Annotated in this window: 14 protein-coding genes; 13 read left to right on the top strand and 1 reads right to left on the bottom strand. The window is 46.1% G+C overall.

The features are described from left to right. The first annotated feature begins 95 nt into the window (after positions 1–95). The 9 genes from QUB25_RS21725 (at position 96) to QUB25_RS21685 (ending at position 14601) form a co-directional block, all read left to right on the top strand. On the top strand, positions 96–1244 hold the full coding sequence (locus QUB25_RS21725) for a Re/Si-specific NAD(P)(+) transhydrogenase subunit alpha (protein WP_333076316.1): 1149 nt from the start codon (positions 96–98) through the stop codon (positions 1242–1244). Positions 1245–1542: 298 nt separating this feature from the next. Continuing rightward, positions 1543–1836 (top strand): NAD(P) transhydrogenase subunit alpha, encoded by a 294-nt coding sequence (locus QUB25_RS21720; RefSeq protein WP_006633295.1) that lies wholly within the window; start codon positions 1543–1545, stop codon positions 1834–1836. After that, complete coding sequence (locus tag QUB25_RS21715) at positions 1833–3242, top strand: NAD(P)(+) transhydrogenase (Re/Si-specific) subunit beta (protein ID WP_333185970.1); 1410 nt, start codon at positions 1833–1835, stop codon at positions 3240–3242. Before QUB25_RS21720 ends, QUB25_RS21715 begins: the two co-directional genes overlap by 4 nt. Before the next feature lie 414 nt (positions 3243–3656). Further along, positions 3657–6320, top strand: a complete 2664-nt coding sequence (locus tag QUB25_RS21710) for a protein-arginine deiminase family protein (RefSeq protein WP_333185967.1) — start codon at positions 3657–3659, stop codon at positions 6318–6320. Between the two features lie 190 nt (positions 6321–6510). Then, a complete protein-coding gene (locus QUB25_RS21705) occupies positions 6511–7440 on the top strand; it encodes a hypothetical protein (protein ID WP_333185964.1) in 930 nt (309 codons plus the stop codon). 84 nt (positions 7441–7524) lie between these two features. After that, positions 7525–10500 (top strand): L-glutamate gamma-semialdehyde dehydrogenase, encoded by a 2976-nt coding sequence (pruA, locus tag QUB25_RS21700; protein ID WP_333185961.1) that lies wholly within the window; start codon positions 7525–7527, stop codon positions 10498–10500. A gap of 120 nt (positions 10501–10620) precedes the next feature. Then, a complete protein-coding gene (locus QUB25_RS21695) occupies positions 10621–12237 on the top strand; it encodes a glycosyltransferase family 39 protein (protein WP_333185958.1) in 1617 nt (538 codons plus the stop codon). A gap of 36 nt (positions 12238–12273) precedes the next feature. Continuing rightward, positions 12274–13944, top strand: a complete 1671-nt coding sequence (locus QUB25_RS21690) for a glycosyltransferase family 39 protein (protein WP_333185957.1) — start codon at positions 12274–12276, stop codon at positions 13942–13944. 177 nt (positions 13945–14121) lie between these two features. Continuing rightward, positions 14122–14601: a hypothetical protein gene (locus tag QUB25_RS21685; protein WP_333185954.1), complete on the top strand. Its 480-nt coding sequence runs from the start codon at positions 14122–14124 to the stop codon at positions 14599–14601. Positions 14602–14740: 139 nt separating this feature from the next. On the opposite strand, the gene QUB25_RS21680 is transcribed toward QUB25_RS21685, so the two are convergent. Further along, complete coding sequence (locus tag QUB25_RS21680) at positions 14741–16786, bottom strand: S8 family serine peptidase (RefSeq protein WP_333185951.1); 2046 nt, start codon at positions 16784–16786, stop codon at positions 14741–14743. A gap of 383 nt (positions 16787–17169) precedes the next feature. On the opposite strand from QUB25_RS21680, the gene QUB25_RS21675 reads away from it, so the two are divergent. From QUB25_RS21675 to QUB25_RS21660, 4 genes are all read left to right on the top strand, one after another. Further along, positions 17170–18225 carry a UPF0104 family protein gene (locus QUB25_RS21675; protein WP_333185949.1) on the top strand — a complete coding sequence of 352 codons (1056 nt, stop codon included), beginning with the start codon at positions 17170–17172 and terminating at the stop codon, positions 18223–18225. Between the two features lie 220 nt (positions 18226–18445). Beyond that, positions 18446–19099 carry a DUF1190 domain-containing protein gene (locus tag QUB25_RS21670; protein WP_333185946.1) on the top strand — a complete coding sequence of 218 codons (654 nt, stop codon included), beginning with the start codon at positions 18446–18448 and terminating at the stop codon, positions 19097–19099. Positions 19100–19161: 62 nt separating this feature from the next. Next, the gene (locus QUB25_RS21665; protein WP_333185945.1) at positions 19162–20469 is read left to right on the top strand and encodes a glutathionylspermidine synthase family protein; all 1308 of its coding nucleotides are present in this window, start codon (positions 19162–19164) and stop codon (positions 20467–20469) included. Between the two features lie 18 nt (positions 20470–20487). Continuing rightward, positions 20488–21213, top strand: a complete 726-nt coding sequence (locus QUB25_RS21660) for a hypothetical protein (protein WP_333185944.1) — start codon at positions 20488–20490, stop codon at positions 21211–21213. Positions 21214–21303: the final 90 nt, after the last annotated feature.

The raw sequence follows: 21303 nt of genomic DNA, 5'->3' as shown, positions 1-21303 counted from the left end.
AAAAATCGCACTTCAAGAAACCTGCGGAGGCAGGTTTTGTCTGCTGTGTAGGCGCGGTTTCAACCGTCCTAGGAAGGCTTAAATAAGGAGAGTGTATGAAATTAGCGATCGCAAAAGAAATAGCAGCAGGGGAACGCCGGGTGGCTTTAGTACCCGACGCTGTAGCCCGATTAGTCAAACAGGGCGTCGAAGTTTGGGTTGAGGCCGGTGCCGGCGCACAATCCTTTTTCTCGGATCTTGCTTACGAAGAAGCGGGAGCTCAGGTTGTCGCCGATACCGCTAGGCTGTGGGGCGAAGCCGATGTCGTCGTGAAAATCGGGGCCTTGCAAGAATCAGAAGTTCATCAACTCCGGGAAGGAGGCGTTTTCATCGGATTTTTGAATCCTCTGGGAGATCCAGCTTTAGTTCAGCGTTTAGCTGATCGCAAAGTAACGGCATTCAGCATGGAAATGATCCCGCGCACCAGCCGCGCTCAAAGCATGGATGCGCTGTCATCTCAGGGTAACGTCGCCGGTTACAAAGCGGTACTGATCGCAGCCGCAGCTTTGCCAAAGTATTTTCCGATGCTGACAACGGCGGCGGGTACAATTCGCCCCGCGAAAGTATTGGTAATGGGTGTGGGCGTTGCTGGCTTGCAGGCGATCGCCACAGCGCGCCGTTTGGGTGCGGTAGTCGAAGCTTTCGACATCCGCCCGGAAACAAAAGAACAAGTGCAAAGTTTGGGCGCTAAATTCCTTGATGTCGAACTCAAGGAAGAAACCGTCGCCGCCGGAGGTTATGCTAAAGAGCTATCAGAAGCGGCTAAAGAATACACCCGCCAAGTGCTCACCCAACACGTCAGCGCTTCCGATGCAGTGATTACAACGGCTCAGGTTCCCGGCAGAAAAGCACCTATTTTAGTTACTAGAGAAATGGTTTCTCAAATGAAGCCCGGATCGGTAATTGTTGACCTCGCGGCGGAACAAGGCGGCAATTGCGAATGTTCTGAAGCGGGGAAAGATGTTGAATGGAACGGCGTTAATGTCATCGGCCCGATTAATGTGCCCTCCTCGATGCCTGTCCACGCTAGCGAAACTTACTCGAAGAATATCTCGGCTTTACTTCAGTTGATGGTGAAAGATAAGGAACTCAATTTGAATTTTGAAGACGATATCATTGCTGGTGCTTGCGTCGCCCGCGACGGTGAAATTAGCAACCAGCGAGTTCGCGATGCTTTGGCCGCTCAGGCTTCAGCCGTCAGTTAGATTCTGTCGTTATGAGGCAAAGTCCGGCAAGTCCGGCAAGGGTTGAAACCCCTGCCTCAAAGCTAAAGTCCTCTTAAGAGGACTGAAGAACTGATTAAATATCTCCAGAAAAGGCTTTTTTTGTTTGGTGACTAGGGCCAGATCCCCCCTAACCCCCCTTAAGAAGGGGGAACAAGAAGTATTCAAAGTCCCCCTTCTTAAGGGGGATTTAGGGGGATCGAGACTCGGCAACAAACGAGAGATAAAGGACTTTAGCGTTAATTTCACACCAATTACCAATTACCAATTACCAAGTGTTATGGCAGAAGGATTGATTGCAGGTTTAGTGGTGTTTACTCTAGCGTCGTTTGTGGGATTTGAAGTAATTAATAAAGTCCCGCCGACGCTGCACACACCTTTGATGTCGGGATCGAATGCGATTTCGGGAATTGCGGTTTTAGGTGCAATTCTGATTTCAGGCCAAGGCAATGTGACTGTTACTTCGATTTTGGGGACGATCGCGATCGCCCTGGCCACAATTAACGTTGTCGGCGGTTTCTTAGTAACCGATCGAATGCTGCAAATGTTCAAGAAAAAAGAGGTTAAAGCGTGAGCGATTTTCTGCCCAGTGGCATTCAACTAGGTTATTTAGTTGCCGCATCTTTGTTTATTATCGGTTTGAAACAGTTGGGTTCCCCTGCAACCGCGCGTCAAGGGAATGTGTTAGCTGCGATCGGGATGTTAATTGCGATCGTCGGTACTTTGCTCGAAAAGCAAGTAGTCAGCTACGAATTGATTGCTGTCGGAATTATCGTCGGTTCCATTTTGGGAACGATTATGGCGAATACCGTGGCGATGACAGATATGCCGCAGATGGTGGGTTTGCTTAACGGTTTCGGGGGCGCGGCTTCTGCACTCGTTGCTGTGGGTGAATTCTGGCGCTATCTCAGCATCCCGGAATCGCCAACTCCAGACGCGACAATCACGATCCTTTTGGGTGTGTTGATTGGCGGAATTACTTTCACTGGTAGCCTTGTGGCGTTTGCGAAACTGCAAGAATTGCTACCTGGTGCGCCCATGACGTTTCCGCTGCAACAGCCGTTTAATGCCATGCTGGCGATCGCACTTTTAGCCGGCAGCGGTTATATGCTGTTTAACCCGGAGAATGTGCCGGTATTCCTGGCTTTGGTGGCGATTTCCAATATTTTGGGCATCATGTTTGTGCTCCCGATTGGCGGTGGTGATATGCCGGTGGTGGTGTCGCTGCTTAACTCTTATTCGGGGATTGCGGCGAGTGTGGCTGGGTTCATTTTGATGAACAATATGCTGATTATCGCTGGTGCACTTGTTGGCGCGTCGGGGATTATTTTGACGCAAATCATGTGCAAAGGGATGAATCGATCGCTTTCTAGTGTGCTGTTTAGCGCCTTTGGTAGCGGTGGCGGAAGTGCTGCAGGTGCTGCTGGGGCTGCTGGTGCTACTGACAAAACTGTTCGCAGCATCAATCTCGAAGAAAGTGCGATGATGTTGGGTTATGCGCGATCGGTTGTAATTATTCCCGGTTACGGAATGGCTGTAGCGCAAGCACAGCACGCGGTGCGCGAGTTAGCCGACGGTTTGGAAAAAATGGGTGTTGACGTGAAATACGCGATTCACCCGGTGGCTGGGCGGATGCCGGGACACATGAATGTGCTGTTGGCGGAAGCAAACGTGCCTTATCCGCAGTTGTACGATATGGACGATATCAATCCGCAGTTTGACGAAACTGATGTGGCTTTGGTAATCGGGGCGAATGATGTGGTGAATCCGGCGGCGCGTCACGATACGGCGAGCCCGATTTACGGGATGCCGATTTTGGAGGTTGATAAGGCCAAACATACGATCGTGATTAAGCGCGGGATGAGTGCTGGTTTTTCCGGTGTAGATAATGAGTTGTTCTACAAGGATAAGACGATGATGTTGTTTGGTAGCGCTAAGGATGTGGTTGCCAAATTGGTTTCTGAGGTGAAGCAGTTGTAGGATTTTTTAACAGCAGATTAACGCGGATTAACGCGGATGATAAAACCCGGTTTCTTGTAGAAACCGGGTTTTTGTTGGGGTTTTGTTTTGATATCAATATTCTTCAGTCTCCAGCGAGAGGGACTTCGTTGTCGTTGATTTGGTAAATCCGTGGGCTGATGCCGAGCCTTACCCAGACGAAATTGAAGCAACTATTAAAGAAAATGAGGGTGCTTAAAACATGGCACGAATTTGCCATAACAAGACATACGGACTCCGACAAAGAAACCGGGTTTCTTACCTCATCTGTGGGTAAGAACGCGTCTTTTCGTAAAAAACCTGTTTTCTGGGCCCGAATGCGTAAGTCCTTATAATTAAATCCCCCATTGCTCCCAAGATTAGGTAAAATTATTGGCGTGTCTGAGGATAAACTATATGCGCTTGGTTAAATATATTGCGATCGCGATCGTCAATGGTTTCGGTGTCGTCATCGGTATTATTTGGGTTGCAGTCCCCACAACACTGGCTCAACCTTCCTTAAACTACCAACTCGCACTCTCTGCGCGACAGCCAGAGCGCGAAACTCCGCAATCCCTTTCCGAACTCTACAAATTGCGCGATCGACTGAAAGTACAATTAGATAACCTTGCCAAAACTCCCGACAGCGCCCCGTTTCCGGCCGAACTTTGGAAATCAGCAATCCACCGTCAGCAATCTCAAACTCTGACGCAGCAACTCCAAAATGTTCAAAGTCAGATTCAAATAGAAGAAAGAGCCAAATATAATTGGGACGATGCTGCTAAATTAGCCGCCCAAGCAGTCTTAATAGGACGCACTTCTAATCCTTCTTCTGCTACTTGGGAACAGTCCCAGCGGCTGTGGCAGTTGGCTATCAATACGCTGCGACTCATTCCTCACGATTCTTTTTTGGCCGATGGGGCGATCGACAAAACCATCGAATACCAAGGAAACCTCAGTGTCGCTACCTATGAAATGCAAGTTGCACGTTCTATTGAGAAAGTTAGAGCCGAGGAAGAAGAGATAAGAGAGCGAGCCCGCAAAGAGCAAGAGAAAAAAGAATTTGCTCGTCGAGAAATAGAGAGAAAAGAGCAAGAGAAAAAAGACCGGGCTAGAAAAGAACTAGAAAGGCAAGAATTCCAAAGGCAAGAATTAGCCAGGAAAGAACTTGAAAGGCAAGAATTAGCCAGAAAAGAGCTTGAAAGACAAGAACTTGAAAGGCAAGAATTAGCCAGACAAGAACTTGAAAGGCAAGAATTCCAACGGCAAGAGTTAGCCAGACAAGAACTTGAAAAGCAAGAATTAGCCAGAAAAGAACTTGAAAGACAAGAACTTGAAAGGCAAGAGTTAGCCAGACAAGAACTTGAAAGACAAGAGTTAGCCAGACAAGAATTAGCCAGACAAGACCTTGAAAGACAAGAGTTAGAGAGAAATCAGCAAGCAACTTCTCAACCAACTCCTGAATTAACTGCAACACCTACTCCCGCCCCAGTTACGCCTGCTGGGTCGCCGCCGAACTTTTTCTTTGCGGGAGATACCAACAGAGATGGCCAAATTAACGAGCAAGACGAAGCCGGAAAAGAACAATGGTCTTTGTCCAAGGGCGCGCTAATTTTATTTAACGATCGCAATAACGATCGCGGCAAGATACCGACTTGGAAACAAACCAAAGTTAGCGCTCCCCGCCGTGCAGCAATGCTTTCTCAAGTTAACTTAACACTGTCTGAAAACTTCAAAACCTCTCAGTTATTTATTACGGCTGACAGCATTGCTAGCCCTCACATCAGCGTTTTTCAGAAGACGGGCGACGGCTGGCAACCTGTAGATATATCCGGTGCTAAACCTCTAGTTTTCAGCACAAATATTGTTTTAGGTGTCGAAGCAAAACAATTTGCCGATCGCAATTGGAACGGCACTGTTAATCTCAAAGCCACTGCCCAAAACAACGGCCAAGAAATCGCCTCTACAACAATCCAAATGGGCGTTAGTCCTTGGATGATAGCGCCCAATACAGCACCAGTAACCGAAGTTCAGGTCAGCGACAGAGGCGCGGTAAACAGCGAATTTATCTCGCAACTAAAACAAGCAGTAGAACCCACGGGCGCTAAAGTAAAAATTCTCCAGGGCGATCGCACTTGGATGCAAGATACCCAGAAAAACGGCTACGTTCAATTGCCAGAAAACTCGGATATACGCCTGTTTAATGTAGCCCTAAAAAGCAATAGCGAACCCGAAAAAAACCCGCCTGTTAAATCAACTCAAGACCGGAATTTGAAAGTATTTAAAATTGGCAATCCTCGTTCTTTAGACCCTGTAAGTCAGTGGTCTGACGGATACGGCAATTTGCAGGTGACACCGCCGATTCCGGGACACCCAATGGGTCGAGTTTATTACGGGAATTCGGGAAATGCTAGTTTTAATCCAGAGGTACTTGATTTTATTCAAGCTCAGCGAATTCAAGGGCCGCCAGTGGATATTGATACTTCTTGGCTTCTGACTCGCCAAGTCGATGAAATTATCAATTTTATTCCCACTCAAACTCCCGGACAATATGTAATGGCGATCGCCAGTCCCGAAGCCGGAGTTAAGCTATTGGAAGAATTGGAGGGAAGAGGTTACGGCGATGTGACGATTAATCGCGGTTTGAGCACTCAAACAACTGTCAGCGCCGCTTTGCAAAATCGCGCTTTAATTCAACACAATCTCTATTTGCAAAATCAGAAACTTAATCCGATTATAGAGAAGTTGAAAAGAGAATTTTTACTCCGAGACGACCAAATTATTCAAGTTCCGGTGATGTTTGGCTACAGCGGTTATGCTTGGTGGCCTAATATGGTCAATTCGGTGCCAGTTAACGGCAAATTGTTAGTTTCAAATCCGCGCGGGCCAATGATTGAGGGTGTAGATTACACTCAGGAAAGATTGCGCCAACTCCTGCTTCCTGCTGGCGTCAGCGTTAGTTTTCTGGATGACAGGTATTATCAAGAATTGAAAGGAAACGTGCAGTCGGCGACTAATACTGTGAGGAAGCCAGAAGAGCGGCCTTTTTGGCAGTCTTTGCCTAATACTGGAGCCCAGTAGTAATTTGCGATCGCAATTTGTACTCAATATTTACAGAAAATTGGTAAATTGCGATCGCCCCAGCAGATAGATTTCTCGATAGACACGGACGGCAATTTGTCAAGAGCATTGCCGTAGTTGTTCAGTGCAGGCGATCGCACCAGTAACGTAAAATGTCTAAAAGCGGTCTTTGTAAAATAAATTTAGCCCCATGAGCGACGAACAGGAAAAAAAACAAATTTTGACTCAGCAACCGGAAACAATTTCCACTGCCAGTGATGAGTTCGATCGCAGTGAAATTGCCAGTGGCGATTCAACTTCCGCACCCCTAGAAACTCCCGCAGAAATTGTCGCGTCCAAAGATATTTCAGCGCCAATCGACGAGGCCGAAACAATTCCAATTGCCGCCGATAGCGCGCCGGCAACAACTCAACTTGCAAGTTATCCGCCTCCAACAATTCCAACTGCCAACCCCGAACCAAAACCAGCTCGCTCCTGGCAAATCTTAGCAGTTTTTCTCAGCGGAATGTTAGTCGGTTCCGTCCTTAGTCTCGGCAGTTTGCTAGCGTGGAGAATGTATCAGGAAAGAGCGAACCTGCAAATCAAACTACCCGCTGACGTACCCCTCCCCGAAAGCCCTCCGCCTGTGGCAACAGCGCCCGCCAGCCGCCGGCCCGGACTTCCCCCAGCACCTGGAACTCGACTGCCCGCCACAATCTATCCGTCGCCCCGTCCCACTCAAATACCCTCTGTGTCTGGCGTTCCGCAACTTGCTTCGCCGTTGCCTTCGCCGTTGCCTTCTCCTTTGCCTTCTCCTTCTCCTTCTCCCGCTGCGGTTGAAACCCCTGTAACCGAGCGAGTTTACTTTCAAGCTGGTGCTACGGGAACTACTCTGAGCAATAGTTTGCGAGCCAACATATCCAGGCGCTACTTACTGGAGTGCAATAGCGGCCAAAGCATGACAATAAATGTTCAAGAAGGTCAAGTTAGCGCCGCAATTATTGCTCCTAACGGTGAAAATTTAGGTACTGCTGATAGCACAGGTCAGTGGCAAGGTCAACTAGCCAGTAGCGGCGATTATACTATTGAAATTTCAGGCGATCGCCAAGCAAACTACCAAGTTAAAATTGAAGTCAAATAGCAACTATAATTGTATCAGGGGGTATTTACAAAATACATAAAGTCCCCCTGTAGCTAATTACAAATTACAAATTACTTATTACCAATGATCGCACAAGTATCTGAAAACATCTACGAAGAAAAAACTCAAGAAATTGCCAAAGAAATATTGCGGGCAACTCAAGAGAAAAAGCGCTCTTTTTTCGGTCAACTCCAAGACCAAATGCGCTGGGACGACAAACTCATGGATTGGGCGATGGCCAGCCCCGGACTGCGGGTGCAGTTGTTTCGATTTATTGACTGTTTGCCGGCCCTCCGCAGCAGGCCGGAAATTGCCCGCCACTTGCAAGAATACCTGACCGCCCAAGAGGTAGAATTGCCCGAAGCATTGAAAAAATTGCTCAACTTTGCTAGCCCTGATTCGGTTCCGGGTCAATTGGCGGCGACGACGGTTGCGCCTGCTGTGGAAACTTTGGCGCACAAGTATATTTCTGGGGAAAATATCAAGCAGGTAATTAAAACCTTAGAGCGACTTCGCAAAGATAAAATGGGTTTTACAGTTGACCTTTTGGGGGAAGCTGTTATCACTGAAGCTGAGGCGCAAATTTATCTTAACCGCTATTTGGAATTGATGGAGGAACTCGCGAATGCAGCGAAGAATTGGCCGCAAGTAGATGCAATTGACAAAGCTGACGGCGAAACTCTGCCACGAGTGCAAGTATCCGTAAAGTTAACGGCTTTTTATTCTCAGTTTGACCCGTTGGATGCTAAAGGTAGCGAGGAGAAAGTAAGCGAGAGAATTCGCCTGTTACTGCGCCGCGCGAAGGAGTTGGGAGCGGCTGTTCATTTTGACATGGAACAGTATGCTTACAAAAGTTTAACTCTGACAATTCTCAAAGACTTATTGTTAGAGGAAGAGTTTCGCAGTCGCACGGATATTGGAATTACATTGCAAGCATATTTGCGCGACAGTGCCCAAGATTTGCGAAACCTGATTTCCTGGGCAAAAAAACGCGGAAATCCGGTAACAGTGCGGCTGGTAAAAGGCGCTTACTGGGATCAGGAAACTATCAAAGCGATGCAGAAAGATTGGCCTCAGCCGGTCTACAATGACAAAGTTACTACCGATGCAAATTTCGAGCAGATGACGCAGTTGCTGCTAGAAAATCACGAATATTTGTATGCAGCTATTGGCAGTCATAATGTGCGATCGCAAGCCAGGGCGATCGCCATTGCCGAAACTCTCAATATACCGCGCCGCCGCTTTGAAATGCAGGTACTGTATGGCATGGGCGACAAATTGGCTAAGCTTTTGGTCGATCGGGGTTATCGCGTTCGAGTCTACTGCCCCTACGGCGATTTGCTGCCGGGAATGGCTTATTTGATCCGCCGTTTGCTGGAAAATACCGCCAACAGTTCTTTCATCCGGCAAAGTTCCGAAGAAATGCCGATCGAACAATTGTTAGCCGCGCCAGTTGCTAACGGAAATGACCAGCTAGTTTACAGCAAAGTATTTCCCAACGTTGCCGATACCGACTACGCCAATACCAAATTGCGGCAACAAGCAGAAACAGCCATCAAATCAGTGCGGGCTAACTTAGGTAAAACCTATTTACCGCTAATTAATGGCGAGTACCAAAATACTGAAGCAACAGTTAACTCTCTCAACCCTTCCAATCCCACAGAAGTAGTTGGCAAAATCGGATTGCTTTCCGAAGAACAAGCCAAACAAGCCCTTGAAGCAGCAAAATCAGCCTCCACCAGTTGGCGGAAAACCCCCGTCCGCCAGCGCGCCGGCGTCCTCCGCAAAGCCGCTGAGTTGATGGAACAGCGGCGGCACGAACTGTCAGCTTGGATGGTGTTTGAAGTCGGCAAACCCGTCAGAGAATGCGATGCCGAAGTTTCCGAAGCTATAGATTTTTGCCGCTACTACGCCGACGAAATGGAACGGTTAGAACAAGGGAAAAATTACGACATTCCCGGAGAAACTAACCGCTACACCTATCAGCCGCGCGGCATTTCTTTAATTATTTCGCCTTGGAATTTCCCCCTCGCAATTCCCGTTGGCATGACAGTTGCCTCGCTGGTTGCAGGTAATTGTACTTTGCTCAAACCTGCGGAAGTTTCCTCAGTAATTGCAGCAAAAATTACAGAAATTTTGCTAGAAGCTGGCATTCCCAAAGGCGTGTTTCAATACGTGCCTTGCAAAGGTTCAACCGTCGGCGCTTACATGGTGAAACACCCCGACGTTCACATGATTACTTTCACCGGTTCTCAGGAAGTGGGCTGTCAGATTTATGCCGATGCTGCGATTTTACAGCCTGGACAAAAACACCTGAAACGAGTAATTGCGGAAATGGGCGGCAAGAATGCAATTATTGTCGATGAAAGTGCGGATTTAGACCAAGCAGTTGCAGGCGTAGTTTATTCGGCATTTGGATACAGCGGCCAAAAATGTTCCGCTTGTTCGCGAGTAATTGTAGTCGAATCGGTGTACGATAATTTTGTGGCAAGATTGGTAGAAGCGACGCGATCGCTCAATGTCGGCCCCGCAGAAAATCCCGGCACTCAAGTCGGCCCTGTGATCGATGCAAATGCCCAGTCGCGCATCCGCGAATACATCGAAAAAGGTCGCGCCGAAGCTAAAATAGCTTTAGAAATGCCGGCACCGGAAACCGGTTATTTTGTCGGCCCAGTCATTGTTACGGAAGTATCCCCGACAGCAACTATCGCCCAAGAAGAAATTTTCGGCCCAGTTTTGTCGGTGATGCGGGCAAAAAATTTCAGCGAAGCGATTGTTATTGCTAACGGTACAAATTTTGCTTTAACCGGCGGATTGTATTCTCGCACGCCTTCGCATATCGATCGAGCCGCATCGGATTTTGAAGTTGGAAACCTGTACATCAATCGCGGAATTACCGGCGCTGTGGTATCGCGGCAACCTTTCGGAGGATTCAAACTTTCGGGGGTTGGTTCTAAAGCGGGTGGCCCGGATTATTTGCTGCAATTCCTCGAACCCCGCACCATAACCGAAAATATTCAGCGGCAAGGTTTTGCGCCGATTGAAGGAGTAGATGATTAATCTTAAATTCGTTTGATTAAGATTTGATACCCGACTTCTTAAAGAAGTCGGGTATATGCTATCTTGGTTCAAAGAAGTCGGGGCTGGGCTATTCTGTTGTTATAATTAAATTTATTTAAAATGGAATATACAAAAAATGGTGCTAGGCTAAATTATCACCATCCTTCACTTGGCAAGTGGATGAGAGTTTTAATGATAGTTATATTAGTCCTGGGTATATTTTTTCGTTTCGCCAATCTCGAAAAAAAAGTTTACTGGCTAGACGAAGGTTACACTTCTCTGCGGATTTCGGGTTATACAGAATCTGAATTTATTCAAGAGTTTGGTGACGGTCAAATCAAGGAAATAAACACTCTACAAAAGTACCAGCGAATAAATACAGAGAAAAGCGTTTTTGACACCGTAAAAGGATTGGCATTAGAAGAGTCTCAACTTACTCCCCTGTACTTTGTAGCAGTGAGATTCTGGGTGCAACTGTTTGGAGATTCAATCGCAGTAACTAGAAGTTTGTCGGCGGTTTTTAGCGTGCTGGCATTACCTTGTATGTATTGGCTATGCTTAGAATTATTTGAGTCATCGGTGACAGCTTGGTTAGCAGTTGCCATAATAGCTGTATCGCCTTTTCAGGTAGTTTATGCTCAGGAAGCTCGACCTTACAGCTTGTTTGTCATGTTAATTTTAATGTCAAGCGCGGTCTTGCTACGAGCAATGCGCCTAAAAACTAATAGTAGTTGGGCAATTTATGGTGTAACATTAGTAGTTGGATTTTATTCTCACCTCTTATTTGGAATAGTTGCAATAGGACATGGAATCTATGTATTAGTTATCGAAAAATTCCGGCTTAACAAGACGGTAATTGGCTATTTGCTAGCATCAATAACAGGATTGATTGCTCTGTCTCCTTGGATTATAGCTTTTATAAAAAACTCGGGCAATGCCACTGATAAAACATCCTGGCTGTCTCTGAGAAGACCTATTTCAGAATTGATAAAAAGTTGGGTATTGAACATTACCAATCAATTTTTTGATGTGGGATTTTACTGGAATTTGTCACGACCATATTTGATATCTACTCTGCCAGTTATTTTAATGATTTTAATAATGGTAGGGTATTCTTTTTATTTACTTGTATGTAAAACGAAAATGCGAGTTTGGTTGTTTGTTGTGACATTAACGTTCGTGATAGTAGGATTTTTATTACCAGCGGACTTAATTAGGGGAGGGATTCGATCTGTCAACACTCGTTACATGATTCCCTGTTATTTAGGAATCCAGATATCTGTGGCTTATTTTTTTACTCAAGTTCAAGTTACAGCTCAATTACAAAAGCTGTGGAGATTAGCTCTCGTTGTTCTGCTCTCAATGGGAATTGCGTCTTGCTCCCTCTATGTGTCAGCAGATAATTGGTGGAATAAATCTGGCTCTCTTCTTAACGTTTCGATCGCCCGTACAGTCAACTCAGCTTCTAAGCCATTAATCATAACAGACTTTTCAGAGTATATTGTATGGGATATCGGCAATTTACTCGGTATGAGTCACCAACTCGATCCCAAAGCTAAATTATTACTAATGCCACCTAAAAATAATGTTGAAATTCCGGAGAATTTTAACGAGATTTTTTTGTACAGTATTTCTCGCGAATTAAAGACAAAAATTGCCAAAAGTAATCAATATAAAATACAAACAATCTATGCGGAAAATGACGAAATTATCCTAGGCAAAATAGTCAACAAATGATGTTTTATATAGCAAAAGCAGGTGAGCTTGTTTAAAATGGAATTTCCGAAAAATTGCGATCGACTAAATTCTCATAACCCTTCACTTGACAAGTGGCTGCGATTTTTTATTATCGCCGTATTAGTCATAGGTATTTTATTTCGCTTCGCCAATCTCGATCGCAAATTTTACTGGATCGACGAAACATATACTTCTTTGAGAGTTTCTGGCTACACTGAAGCCGAAATAATCAAACAAATTTCCTACCAGAAAATAACCTCGCCTGCGGATTTACAAAAATATCAGCAGATAAATTCCGAAAAAACTTTAAGGGATACCCTGAATTCTTTAGCAACAGAAGACCCCCAACACCCGCCTCTGTATTATGTACTAGCGCGATATTGGGCGCAATGGTTCGGCAGTTCCATTGCCGTAATGAGAAGTTTGGCCGCCGTGATTAGCCTGCTAGTATTTCCCGCAATTTATTGGCTGGCTTGGGAGTTATTTGAATCTTCAGCCGTAGCGTGGATGGCGATCGCAATTTTCGCCATTTCTCCCTACCACATCATATTTGCCCAAGAAGCAAGACAGTACAGTTTGTGGACATTAACTACTATTTTATCTAGTGCAGCCTTGCTGCGAGCAATGCGCTCTGACGAAAATCAAAATGCTGTCGCCGTCGTTCTTTCCTGGGCGCTTTATGCAGGCACAGCAACACTGGGATTGTACACCCACTTGTTATTTGTCTGCGTCGCTGCCGCCCACGCAATCTACGTCGCAGTTATTGCCAACTGGCGCGATGTGAAAACATTCATTTCCTATTATGTAGCAGCTTTAATCGCTTTGATCTGCTTCATGCCTTCCCTCGTAAATACTGTAGAAAACTTCAATCAAGTTAGAAGCACAACTGTATGGGCAGAACAAACAAATTTCTTAAGATTAGTCAGCAGGTGGGTTGGTTCCATCACCATAGCATTTTTTGATATTGGCATTGATGGAACTGCCAACGCTACACAACTAGCCTTGGTAATTCCAGTTGGAATCATGGTTCTAGCTTTAGTCGGCTATGCCCTTTATTATCTATGCCGACAAACACCAAAGCGAGTGTGGTTGATTGTATTGTTATTAATTGCAACAACTGCTTTGTTTTTAGCAGTACCTGATCTAATCAAGGGTGGAAGGCGATCAGCAAATCCGCGATATTTAGTTCCTTGTTATGTGGGAATTCACCTAGCAGTGGCTTACCTGATGTCTGCGAAAATTAGTAACAATTTGGATAATTTAAAACAGCAAAAACTCTGGAAAATAGTTATAGTTGGAGTTTTTTTCGCAGGTATTGTATCCGGTGGAGTTAGTTCTCAAGCAGATATTTGGTGGAATAAAGGTAGCGGTTGGTTGCGTGCCTTGGAAGTAGCCGCGACTGTCAATTCTGCCAGCAATCCCCTGATAATCAGCGATACCAACATTGCATACATCATGCCTTTAAGTTATCACCTGCAACCCAAAGTCCAACTGCTAATAGAACCTCGCTGTTACACTTCTTGCTACAAAAATCGAGAATTGGCAAAGAAAAAACCCCAACCCCCGCAAATTCCCGGCGGTTTCAGTGAGTTGTTTTTATACAGACCGTCCCCTACTTTGCGATCGGCAATTCAGCAACAAAACTATCAAATAGATCCGGCTGACCCTAATGTCGAGCTTAATCTGTGGAAAATTACCAAAAAATAATCTAAAACATTAAGGCAAAAAACACGGGTTTGCTGCCAAAAAATAAATGTCTTATTCACTGCGACATACTGACCATAAGCGGTATTTTTGGAACTATGTCGCAAGTATAGTTCAATAGGGTGGCTTTTCGCGGTAAGCTAAAAGTTAAGAATCAAAAAATAACATCAAAAATCTCAAATGACAGTCACTGAAACCTCCAACATTCGTAAACTGCTGTGCGATCCAGACTTAGGGCTGATTCCTCACCTAGAAAAGTGCCTGAAAGATTTGCACTCATCTGCGATCGCCAGTGGAGAGAAATTCAAGGTAGAACCTTACGATATAGAACTCAAAAGCTGCCACACCCAGAAGCATCCCAACGACCAAAAACCCCTCGTCACCCAGTCAGTGTTAATAAAAGTTCCCCTGACTGGGAAAGTTGAAGACAAGATGCACCTATATCTGATCGCAACTGAGTTGCAGAACCAAATCGACTTCAAAATTATCGACTGGAGTGCCTTAGAACGCCGCCAATACGATATTCAGGGCATCCCTTTAAAGCAGCCGATCACCAAAATAGATGGGCACATGAATTACGAGTTAGTATTCGATCGACCAAGCTACTGCTGCATCACCCTGTGCCGCCAATTTGACTTAACTTACGCCGCCAATTTTTAATACCAATTATGAAAAGTAGGGACACGACATTGCGTGTCCGGCGCGGGGAGTAGGACACGGCATTGCGGTGTCCCTACGGTTTACTTTTAATAATTGGTAGAAGATGGAGGATTGTAGATCGATCGCACTTGCATCAAATTCAAACCGATCGATTCGCAGTTTCCGCAAGAATCCTCTTAATATCAGCAGGAGTCAGACTCGGATTAGCTTGCAACATCAAAGCTATCACCCCGGATACTTGTGGCACTCCCATTGAAGTACCCGCAAAATATCGATAGGGAATCCCCGGTTGAGAAAGCGGCACAGTTGAATAAACGTCACCAGAATCCGTCGTGCCACCGTCGCCGCCGGGAGCAACAAAATAATTAATTGTCTCCGCACCTGCCCGGTTAGAATAATTCCCAAACAAGCCATTTCGGGTAACACCACCGACAGCAATCCCTACCTCATTGGCAAACCGAGCCGGATAATCTACTTGTGGGCGAGCATCATTTCCCGCCGCCGAAATCACGATCGCGCCTTGAGCTTCCGCCGCCCGAATCGCATCCAATTCTTGAGCATTCAACTGTAGGCCACCCAAACTCACATTTATTATCTTCGCTCCATTTGCCACCGCATAATTAATCGCATTAATTTCATCCCGAATTTTACCTACTCCTGCCCCATCAAGTATTTTCAAAGGCATAATCTTCGCAGTTGGAGCCGTTCCAGTAATCCCAACCCCATCTTTTTTCGCAGCAACCAAACCCGAGATATGAGTGCCGTGATTGTTATCATCCATCGGGTCATTATCGTTGTTGACAAAATCCCATCCCCGGAAATCGTCAACAAAGCCATTGTTGTCATCATCAGCCCCGTTGCTAGCTTTATTGCGACCGATCGCATCAACACCGGTTTCCCCCGCATTACTCCAAATATTCCCCGTCAAATCCGGGTGATTGTAGTCAACTCCGCTGTCGATAACTGCCACCACAATTCCGTCTCCTGTCAAGCCCTGGGCCCAAACCTCCGGAGCTTTAATTAAATCTCTGCCCCACTCGTCGCCGCCCAAGTCGGGAACGTCAGGAAAAGGTGCAGTACCTCGAGCTTTAGCAACTGCCGCCGCTGCATTCACCAAACCGAACCCAAAACGAGAGTCAAAACCCTGCAAGTTGCTCGCATTGTTAGTAAAAACAGTTGCCGGGGTTGCAGACAGATTGAGGGAGAAATTTGTACTGCCTTGGTATTGATAAACTCGGAGAAAGTAAGTTCCTGCGGCTAAACCGTTGATGTCGATCGACTCCGGCGATAAATCCGGTTGTTGAGAAGAAGCAATAATATCGGTGAAGTCAATAGAATTGTCGCCGTTAAGATCTTTAATTAATGCCACGTCAACATCAGCCGTCAAACCGCTGACACTTAATTTAAAGTCGCTAGTTGCAGGCAAAGTAAAGCGGTAAAGGCCGTCTGGCCGGGCGTTGCTAAGCGAGTCTGCGATCGTTTGAGTGTCGCCCAAAATGCCTAAATCGCGAGCTTCGCTGAGTTGGTTGCCCAATACGGTAGTTGCAGAGATGAATGTATCGGCGAGGTCTTGTGGAGATGCGTTGGCTACCAAGCCTAAAATAGCATTGGATTGGCGAATTTTAATTAATGTATTGGAAATACCGGGGGCGATCGATATTTCTTCGAGAATCAAGTCAGCTTGGGTAAGGTTGTCAGTCAGTCCGATCGAATCCACAAAACTGTTAAAGTCAGTAATAACGTCGGCAGCAGCCGGATCGGTGACTGCGGAGTCGCTGCGGAGTACAAAGGTATCTGGACTTAAACCCCCTGTCAGCATATCTTTGCCGCCATCGCCCACTAAAACGTCGCTGCCGGAGTCACCGTTGAGGGCGTCATCTCCCTTACCTCCCTGCAAGGTATCGCTGCCGGCATCGCCAAACAAGATGTCGCTGCTGACACCGCCGTTAAGTACATCGTTGTCTGCACCCCCGAACAGGGTATCGGAATTGCTGCCGCCGAGAATGCGATCGTTACCATTATCGCCGCTGATGCGATCGGCATCCGACGAACCGATAATAAAATCGTTGCCGCTAAGGGCAAAAAATCCGTTAGGATAAGGAGTCAAAAAGCCCGGAGTCAAGGCGAAACTATTGGGGCTATCATCTAAAAGATAGGAAAGACCGTCAGGGCTCGGGCCGGGCATAGAAATGTACTCCTAGCGAGGTATATCGATCTAAATTTTAGATTTTAAATTTAAGTTTGTGGTTAAAAATGCCCTAAATAGTGCGTAAGGCGGGCATTAGGCACAGTCTGTAGAGGTCTGCATAGGTTAGGTTAAACTGAGATGTTCCACCATTCTCAATTACTTGTTTAGGAACAGGCAAGATGCCTGTTCCACAAGAAAATTCATTTTTTGTGGAACGGGCATCTTGCCCGTTCTTGACAAGGGTGCAACATCTCAGGTTAAACAGATTTATTCCGTCATCTCATGCCGTGTAAATTAACCACAATTCCGCTTTACCCTCTCTAAAACATAAAATCTAAAACAGTATAACTTCATCCCAAATTCAAAATCGGGATCGGAAAATGGGAAAACCACACTTGCATCGAATTCAGAATTTTTTGAAGATCGCGAAGTCGCATTTAAAGCCTTATTTGCGCTATTTGATTTTGGGCGGAACGTTTTTATTTATTGCCAAAGCTTTTTTAACTCACTGGCGAGAAGTCGCGAATATCCAAATTCGAGCCGAAAGTTTTCCGTTGCTGGCGATCGCCCTCGGCGTCACTTTATTGTCTCTAATTTTTGTCGGCTGGGTGTGGATGTTGATTTTGCGAGAATTCCGCCAACCTGTAACTGCCGCCTGGGCGATTCAAGTTTTTCTCAAAACTAATATTGCCAAGTATTTACCGGGGAATATTTGGCATTTTTGGGGTCGAATATTGGACGCAAAAAAGGCAGGAATTTTCCCCAAAGCTGCTACTCTCAGCGTGTTGCTGGAACCGCTGCTGATGGCTTCTGCGGGCGTTTTGATTGGGTTGATTTGTTTTGACAAAATCAATTGGTTTTTGCGGATTGTCGGTTGGGCTGCTATTTTAACGGCGATTCATCCCCGCATTTTAAATCCGATCGTTCTCTTTGTAGAGCGGTTGAAGTTATCCAAGAACGATGGGGAAATTTCAAAGGCTGAGGAGGTGGCGGAGGATCAACTAAATTTTCCTACAGAGTCTAGCTCCAATCTAACTAAAAAAACATTGGGTGTCAAGTCCCGCCGCCAAATTAATTTGCCAATTAAACGCTATCCTTTAGTGCCGTTAATCGGACAAATGTGTTTTATCGGATTGCGGGGCTGCGGTTTTTTGCTAACTGTAACGGCTTTAACTCCAGTGAACTTTAGCAATATTCCCAACTTGTTCGGTGCTTTTTGTTTTGCGTTTGTTGTCGGTTTAGTCGTACCGGGTGCACCGGGGGGAATGGGAGTATTTGAAGCAACGGCGATCGCCCTGCTGTCCGATCGCTTTTCTACGGGTATAATTCTGAGTGCGGTGGCTTTGTATCGGATAATTAGCATTCTCGCGGATGTTTCCGGTGCTGCTTTGGCAAAGCTCGATCGCCAGCGAAATCAGCGCAGTCAAAAAAGGTGAATTTGAAATCAAATATTTGAGGAAGATAATTTGCTGCGATCGAGGAAACCCTGAATCGGGCCATGTAGTAAAAGCTATAATCAAAGTCCTGAGTTCCAACTCACAGACTTAGGTAAATTACTTGAACTGTGGCTGACCGTGTAAATCCAATCATCTCAGTGGCAGCAAATTCATCACATTACAGGTTCTTTGAAATAATGACTCTAACCTCCGGTTAGCCATGACTCATAACAACAATCGAACGACAACAATTCGTTACCTTCTAATTACATCAGGTGTACTGGCGATCGGTGGATTAGGCTATCTTGCTTATACCATGTTGCACCAACGCAACGAAGTACGCTACTACGAATCCGAACAGCAATGTATTGTAGATGCGATGAACCAAAGCAACGGGTTCACCAAAGAGCAGTGTCAGGCCCAGTTCCGGTACGCAATGCAGGAATACGAACGCATTACGCCCGTGTATCGCACGCAGCCAGAATGCCAAGAAGACACAGCAAGCATTTGCTCGCAGGTATCGAATTCCAGCGCTGCTACCCCCGGATGGCGACCAGAGTTCGGCGGCTTCTATTTCACCGATGATGTCGATGATGATGCCCCTCCAACAGTGGTCAACGGCGTCAACGGCGGCTCCTACACGGTTTATCCAGTGCAACCAGTTTACCGCTCCAACATCGGAATTGTAACTCCCGATAGAACCCAGATTACTCGTCCCCTACAGGGCATACCGCTAGATTCTCCCTACTTTTCCTCCAGTGGCGACACCCCAAATCGCCCCGCAGGCCACGCAGCTCAGGGAACCATCAAAGGACGAGGGAGGTTTGGTAGCGCAGTCCGTTCCACGGCTCCTTTGGGAAGCGGAGGCAAGTAACCAAGACCGATTTTTATCTATTTTTCCATATTCTCCAGTTTCACTAGCAAGGTGCTTCATCCATGTATCCCTTTTTGTTCCAGCGACGGCGCAACTGGCAGCAGCACGTATTAGAGAACGCCTACCAATGTCAGCCTCTTGCAGACATCAACCAACGCTACTGGGCAGAAGCCTTAGACCGTCCCTTTGGGGTGATGTTTTCGCGCCAGGAAGAGGCGAGGATCTGGGATGCTACTGAGGCTCTGTGGGATATGTGTCGGGAGTTTTTGGACTGGTTTTTCACCGCTGATGGCCTAGAAAATCGGATGAAAAAACTCGCTATTCCCCCTGCTTTCTGGGAAGCAATTCAGGTTTCGTGGGATCGGGTTGACGAAGCAGAAGATATGTCTCTTTATACCCGTTTCGATCTTGCAGTCACTGAAGATGGAAAAATTAGCCTTCTAGAAATCAACGGGGAAACTCCTCTCTTGGGTGCAGAAACAGTCTATCAATGGCTGTGGTTAGATGACATGAAAAAAAACAGCCGAGATTTGCGATCGCTCCCCAACGATGCCGATCAGTTCAACAACTTTTGGGATGAAGTTGCGGGTCGATTCCGCACTCTAAGTCGTCATTATGATTTAAAGCAGTTCGGTCTGAGCTTGTTAATTGACGAGCATCTGTCAGAAGATACCGAGATGGCAGGACAACTGGTGGAAATTATTAATCAAGAATTGGGTAACGATCGCTTTTTCACCCAACTTGTAGGATTGCGTAACCATCTGGGCGTGGATGAAGAAGGATTTTTTGTCGATCAATTCAATAATCGCATCTTGCGGCTGTGGAAAATCGTCGATTGGCTGGATTTGCAACTCGCCACCCAATCTTTTAACGCAGAGGAAGCCCTTGCATCGCGCCTGATAGCAGGGGACGTGAAAATCATTGAACCGCTGTGGAAACAGATTTTAAGCAATAAAGGATCGATGGTCTGGATGTGGGAATTATTTGGCAACCACCCAGTGTACGCTCAATTCTTGCTACCCACTTTCTTCACAGATACTATCTCGATCGAATCCACAGCATTACTGACCCAAATGCACGTCAAAAAGCCTCTCGTTGGTCTAGAAGGTGTTGGGGTTTCTATTGAAACAGGCGATTTTGTTGCCGGAGCAGTTCACGCCCGCGAGGCGATGGGCTACGATCGCGAAGGATTCATTATTCAGTCCTATCAACCCTTGCCCGAATATTTTGGCTACCACTTCGTCGTAGGTTCCTGGATTGTCGGCGATACTCCATCTGGCATCGTATTGCGCGGAGATACCAATCCGATCACCGGACGACATTGCTTAATCGTTCCGCATATCGTGAGCGATCGTCTGGTGAATACTTAACTTCTAATCAGAAAAACTATGAAATTACAAACTCATGATGTCCGGGGAATTCCGATTCTTAGCAGTGAGTGGAGTGTAGATGAATTTATTGCCGATGAGTTGAAAATTCCCGAAGTCGCGCCTACAATTCAGGCTGGATTTATGGATCTCTTGAGCCGAGATGTGTTCTCTGAGGGAGACAGTCAGCCACTCTACGAGCATCTGCTATCTCGCAGTTCGGAGTTCTCGTTAGAATTCATGAGTGCGATCGAACTTTGGCTGCAAGACGAATTACGGCACTACGTTGCTCTACGTAAGGTCTATCACATGGTATCAGGTTTGTCCCCAGAGGCGATCGACCAAAAAAACCAGAGTCGGGTGCATGAACTCGAACCGATCTCGTTTTTGATTGAGAACGAATTCACCATTCTAGTTGGTTTAATGTTTGACGAAATGGGTTCCGTGTGGTCTTATCACCGGGATATTAAGGAATTCTACCAACACTATGGGAACGGCTTTGCTCGCGTAGGACATTTGGTGACGCAGGATGAGGGGCGGCATTTTAGGAATGCTGCGACTCTCATCCAACATCGCCATCCCGACAAAATCGATCAGATCGAACCCTTATTAGAAAAAATTAGCGAGATGGAAGCCGGTCTTGCTTATTATCCCAAGACTTTCTTTCTCGATCACGCTCAGGAAAGACACCGCTTTCCGAAAAATTTTAATACCCAAGTGATTCAAAGAATTCTCTCTTTTTTCTAACAGAATTACCAAGTTATATCATGTCCGGTCGATTAACCATGATATGATCGGGAGGAACACCACCCCCATCAAATAAAGAATGCCAAAACG

This window comes from Microcoleus sp. B3-D7 (assembly GCF_036705305.1).
Lineage (GTDB): Bacteria > Cyanobacteriota > Cyanobacteriia > Cyanobacteriales > Microcoleaceae > Microcoleus.
Note: the sequence above shows the minus strand (reverse complement) of the source record. Positions and strands in the feature narration are given on the sequence as shown.

Excerpts from the sequence above, each read along its gene's own strand:
- QUB25_RS21680 (WP_333185951.1), bottom strand. The coding sequence starts at position 16,786 with ATGCCCGGCCCGAGCCCTGACGGTCTTTCCTATCTTTTAGATGATAGC.
- QUB25_RS21675 (WP_333185949.1), top strand. The coding sequence starts at position 17,170 with ATGGGAAAACCACACTTGCATCGAATTCAGAATTTTTTGAAGATCGCG.
- QUB25_RS21710 (WP_333185967.1), top strand. The coding sequence starts at position 3,657 with ATGCGCTTGGTTAAATATATTGCGATCGCGATCGTCAATGGTTTCGGT.
- pruA (WP_333185961.1), top strand. The coding sequence starts at position 7,525 with ATGATCGCACAAGTATCTGAAAACATCTACGAAGAAAAAACTCAAGAA.
- QUB25_RS21705 (WP_333185964.1), top strand. The coding sequence starts at position 6,511 with ATGAGCGACGAACAGGAAAAAAAACAAATTTTGACTCAGCAACCGGAA.
- QUB25_RS21720 (WP_006633295.1), top strand. The coding sequence starts at position 1,543 with ATGGCAGAAGGATTGATTGCAGGTTTAGTGGTGTTTACTCTAGCGTCG.
- QUB25_RS21690 (WP_333185957.1), top strand. The coding sequence starts at position 12,274 with ATGGAATTTCCGAAAAATTGCGATCGACTAAATTCTCATAACCCTTCA.
- QUB25_RS21685 (WP_333185954.1), top strand. The coding sequence starts at position 14,122 with ATGACAGTCACTGAAACCTCCAACATTCGTAAACTGCTGTGCGATCCA.
- QUB25_RS21695 (WP_333185958.1), top strand. The coding sequence starts at position 10,621 with ATGGAATATACAAAAAATGGTGCTAGGCTAAATTATCACCATCCTTCA.
- QUB25_RS21665 (WP_333185945.1), top strand. The coding sequence starts at position 19,162 with ATGTATCCCTTTTTGTTCCAGCGACGGCGCAACTGGCAGCAGCACGTA.
- QUB25_RS21660 (WP_333185944.1), top strand. The coding sequence starts at position 20,488 with ATGAAATTACAAACTCATGATGTCCGGGGAATTCCGATTCTTAGCAGT.
- QUB25_RS21725 (WP_333076316.1), top strand. The coding sequence starts at position 96 with ATGAAATTAGCGATCGCAAAAGAAATAGCAGCAGGGGAACGCCGGGTG.
- QUB25_RS21670 (WP_333185946.1), top strand. The coding sequence starts at position 18,446 with ATGACTCATAACAACAATCGAACGACAACAATTCGTTACCTTCTAATT.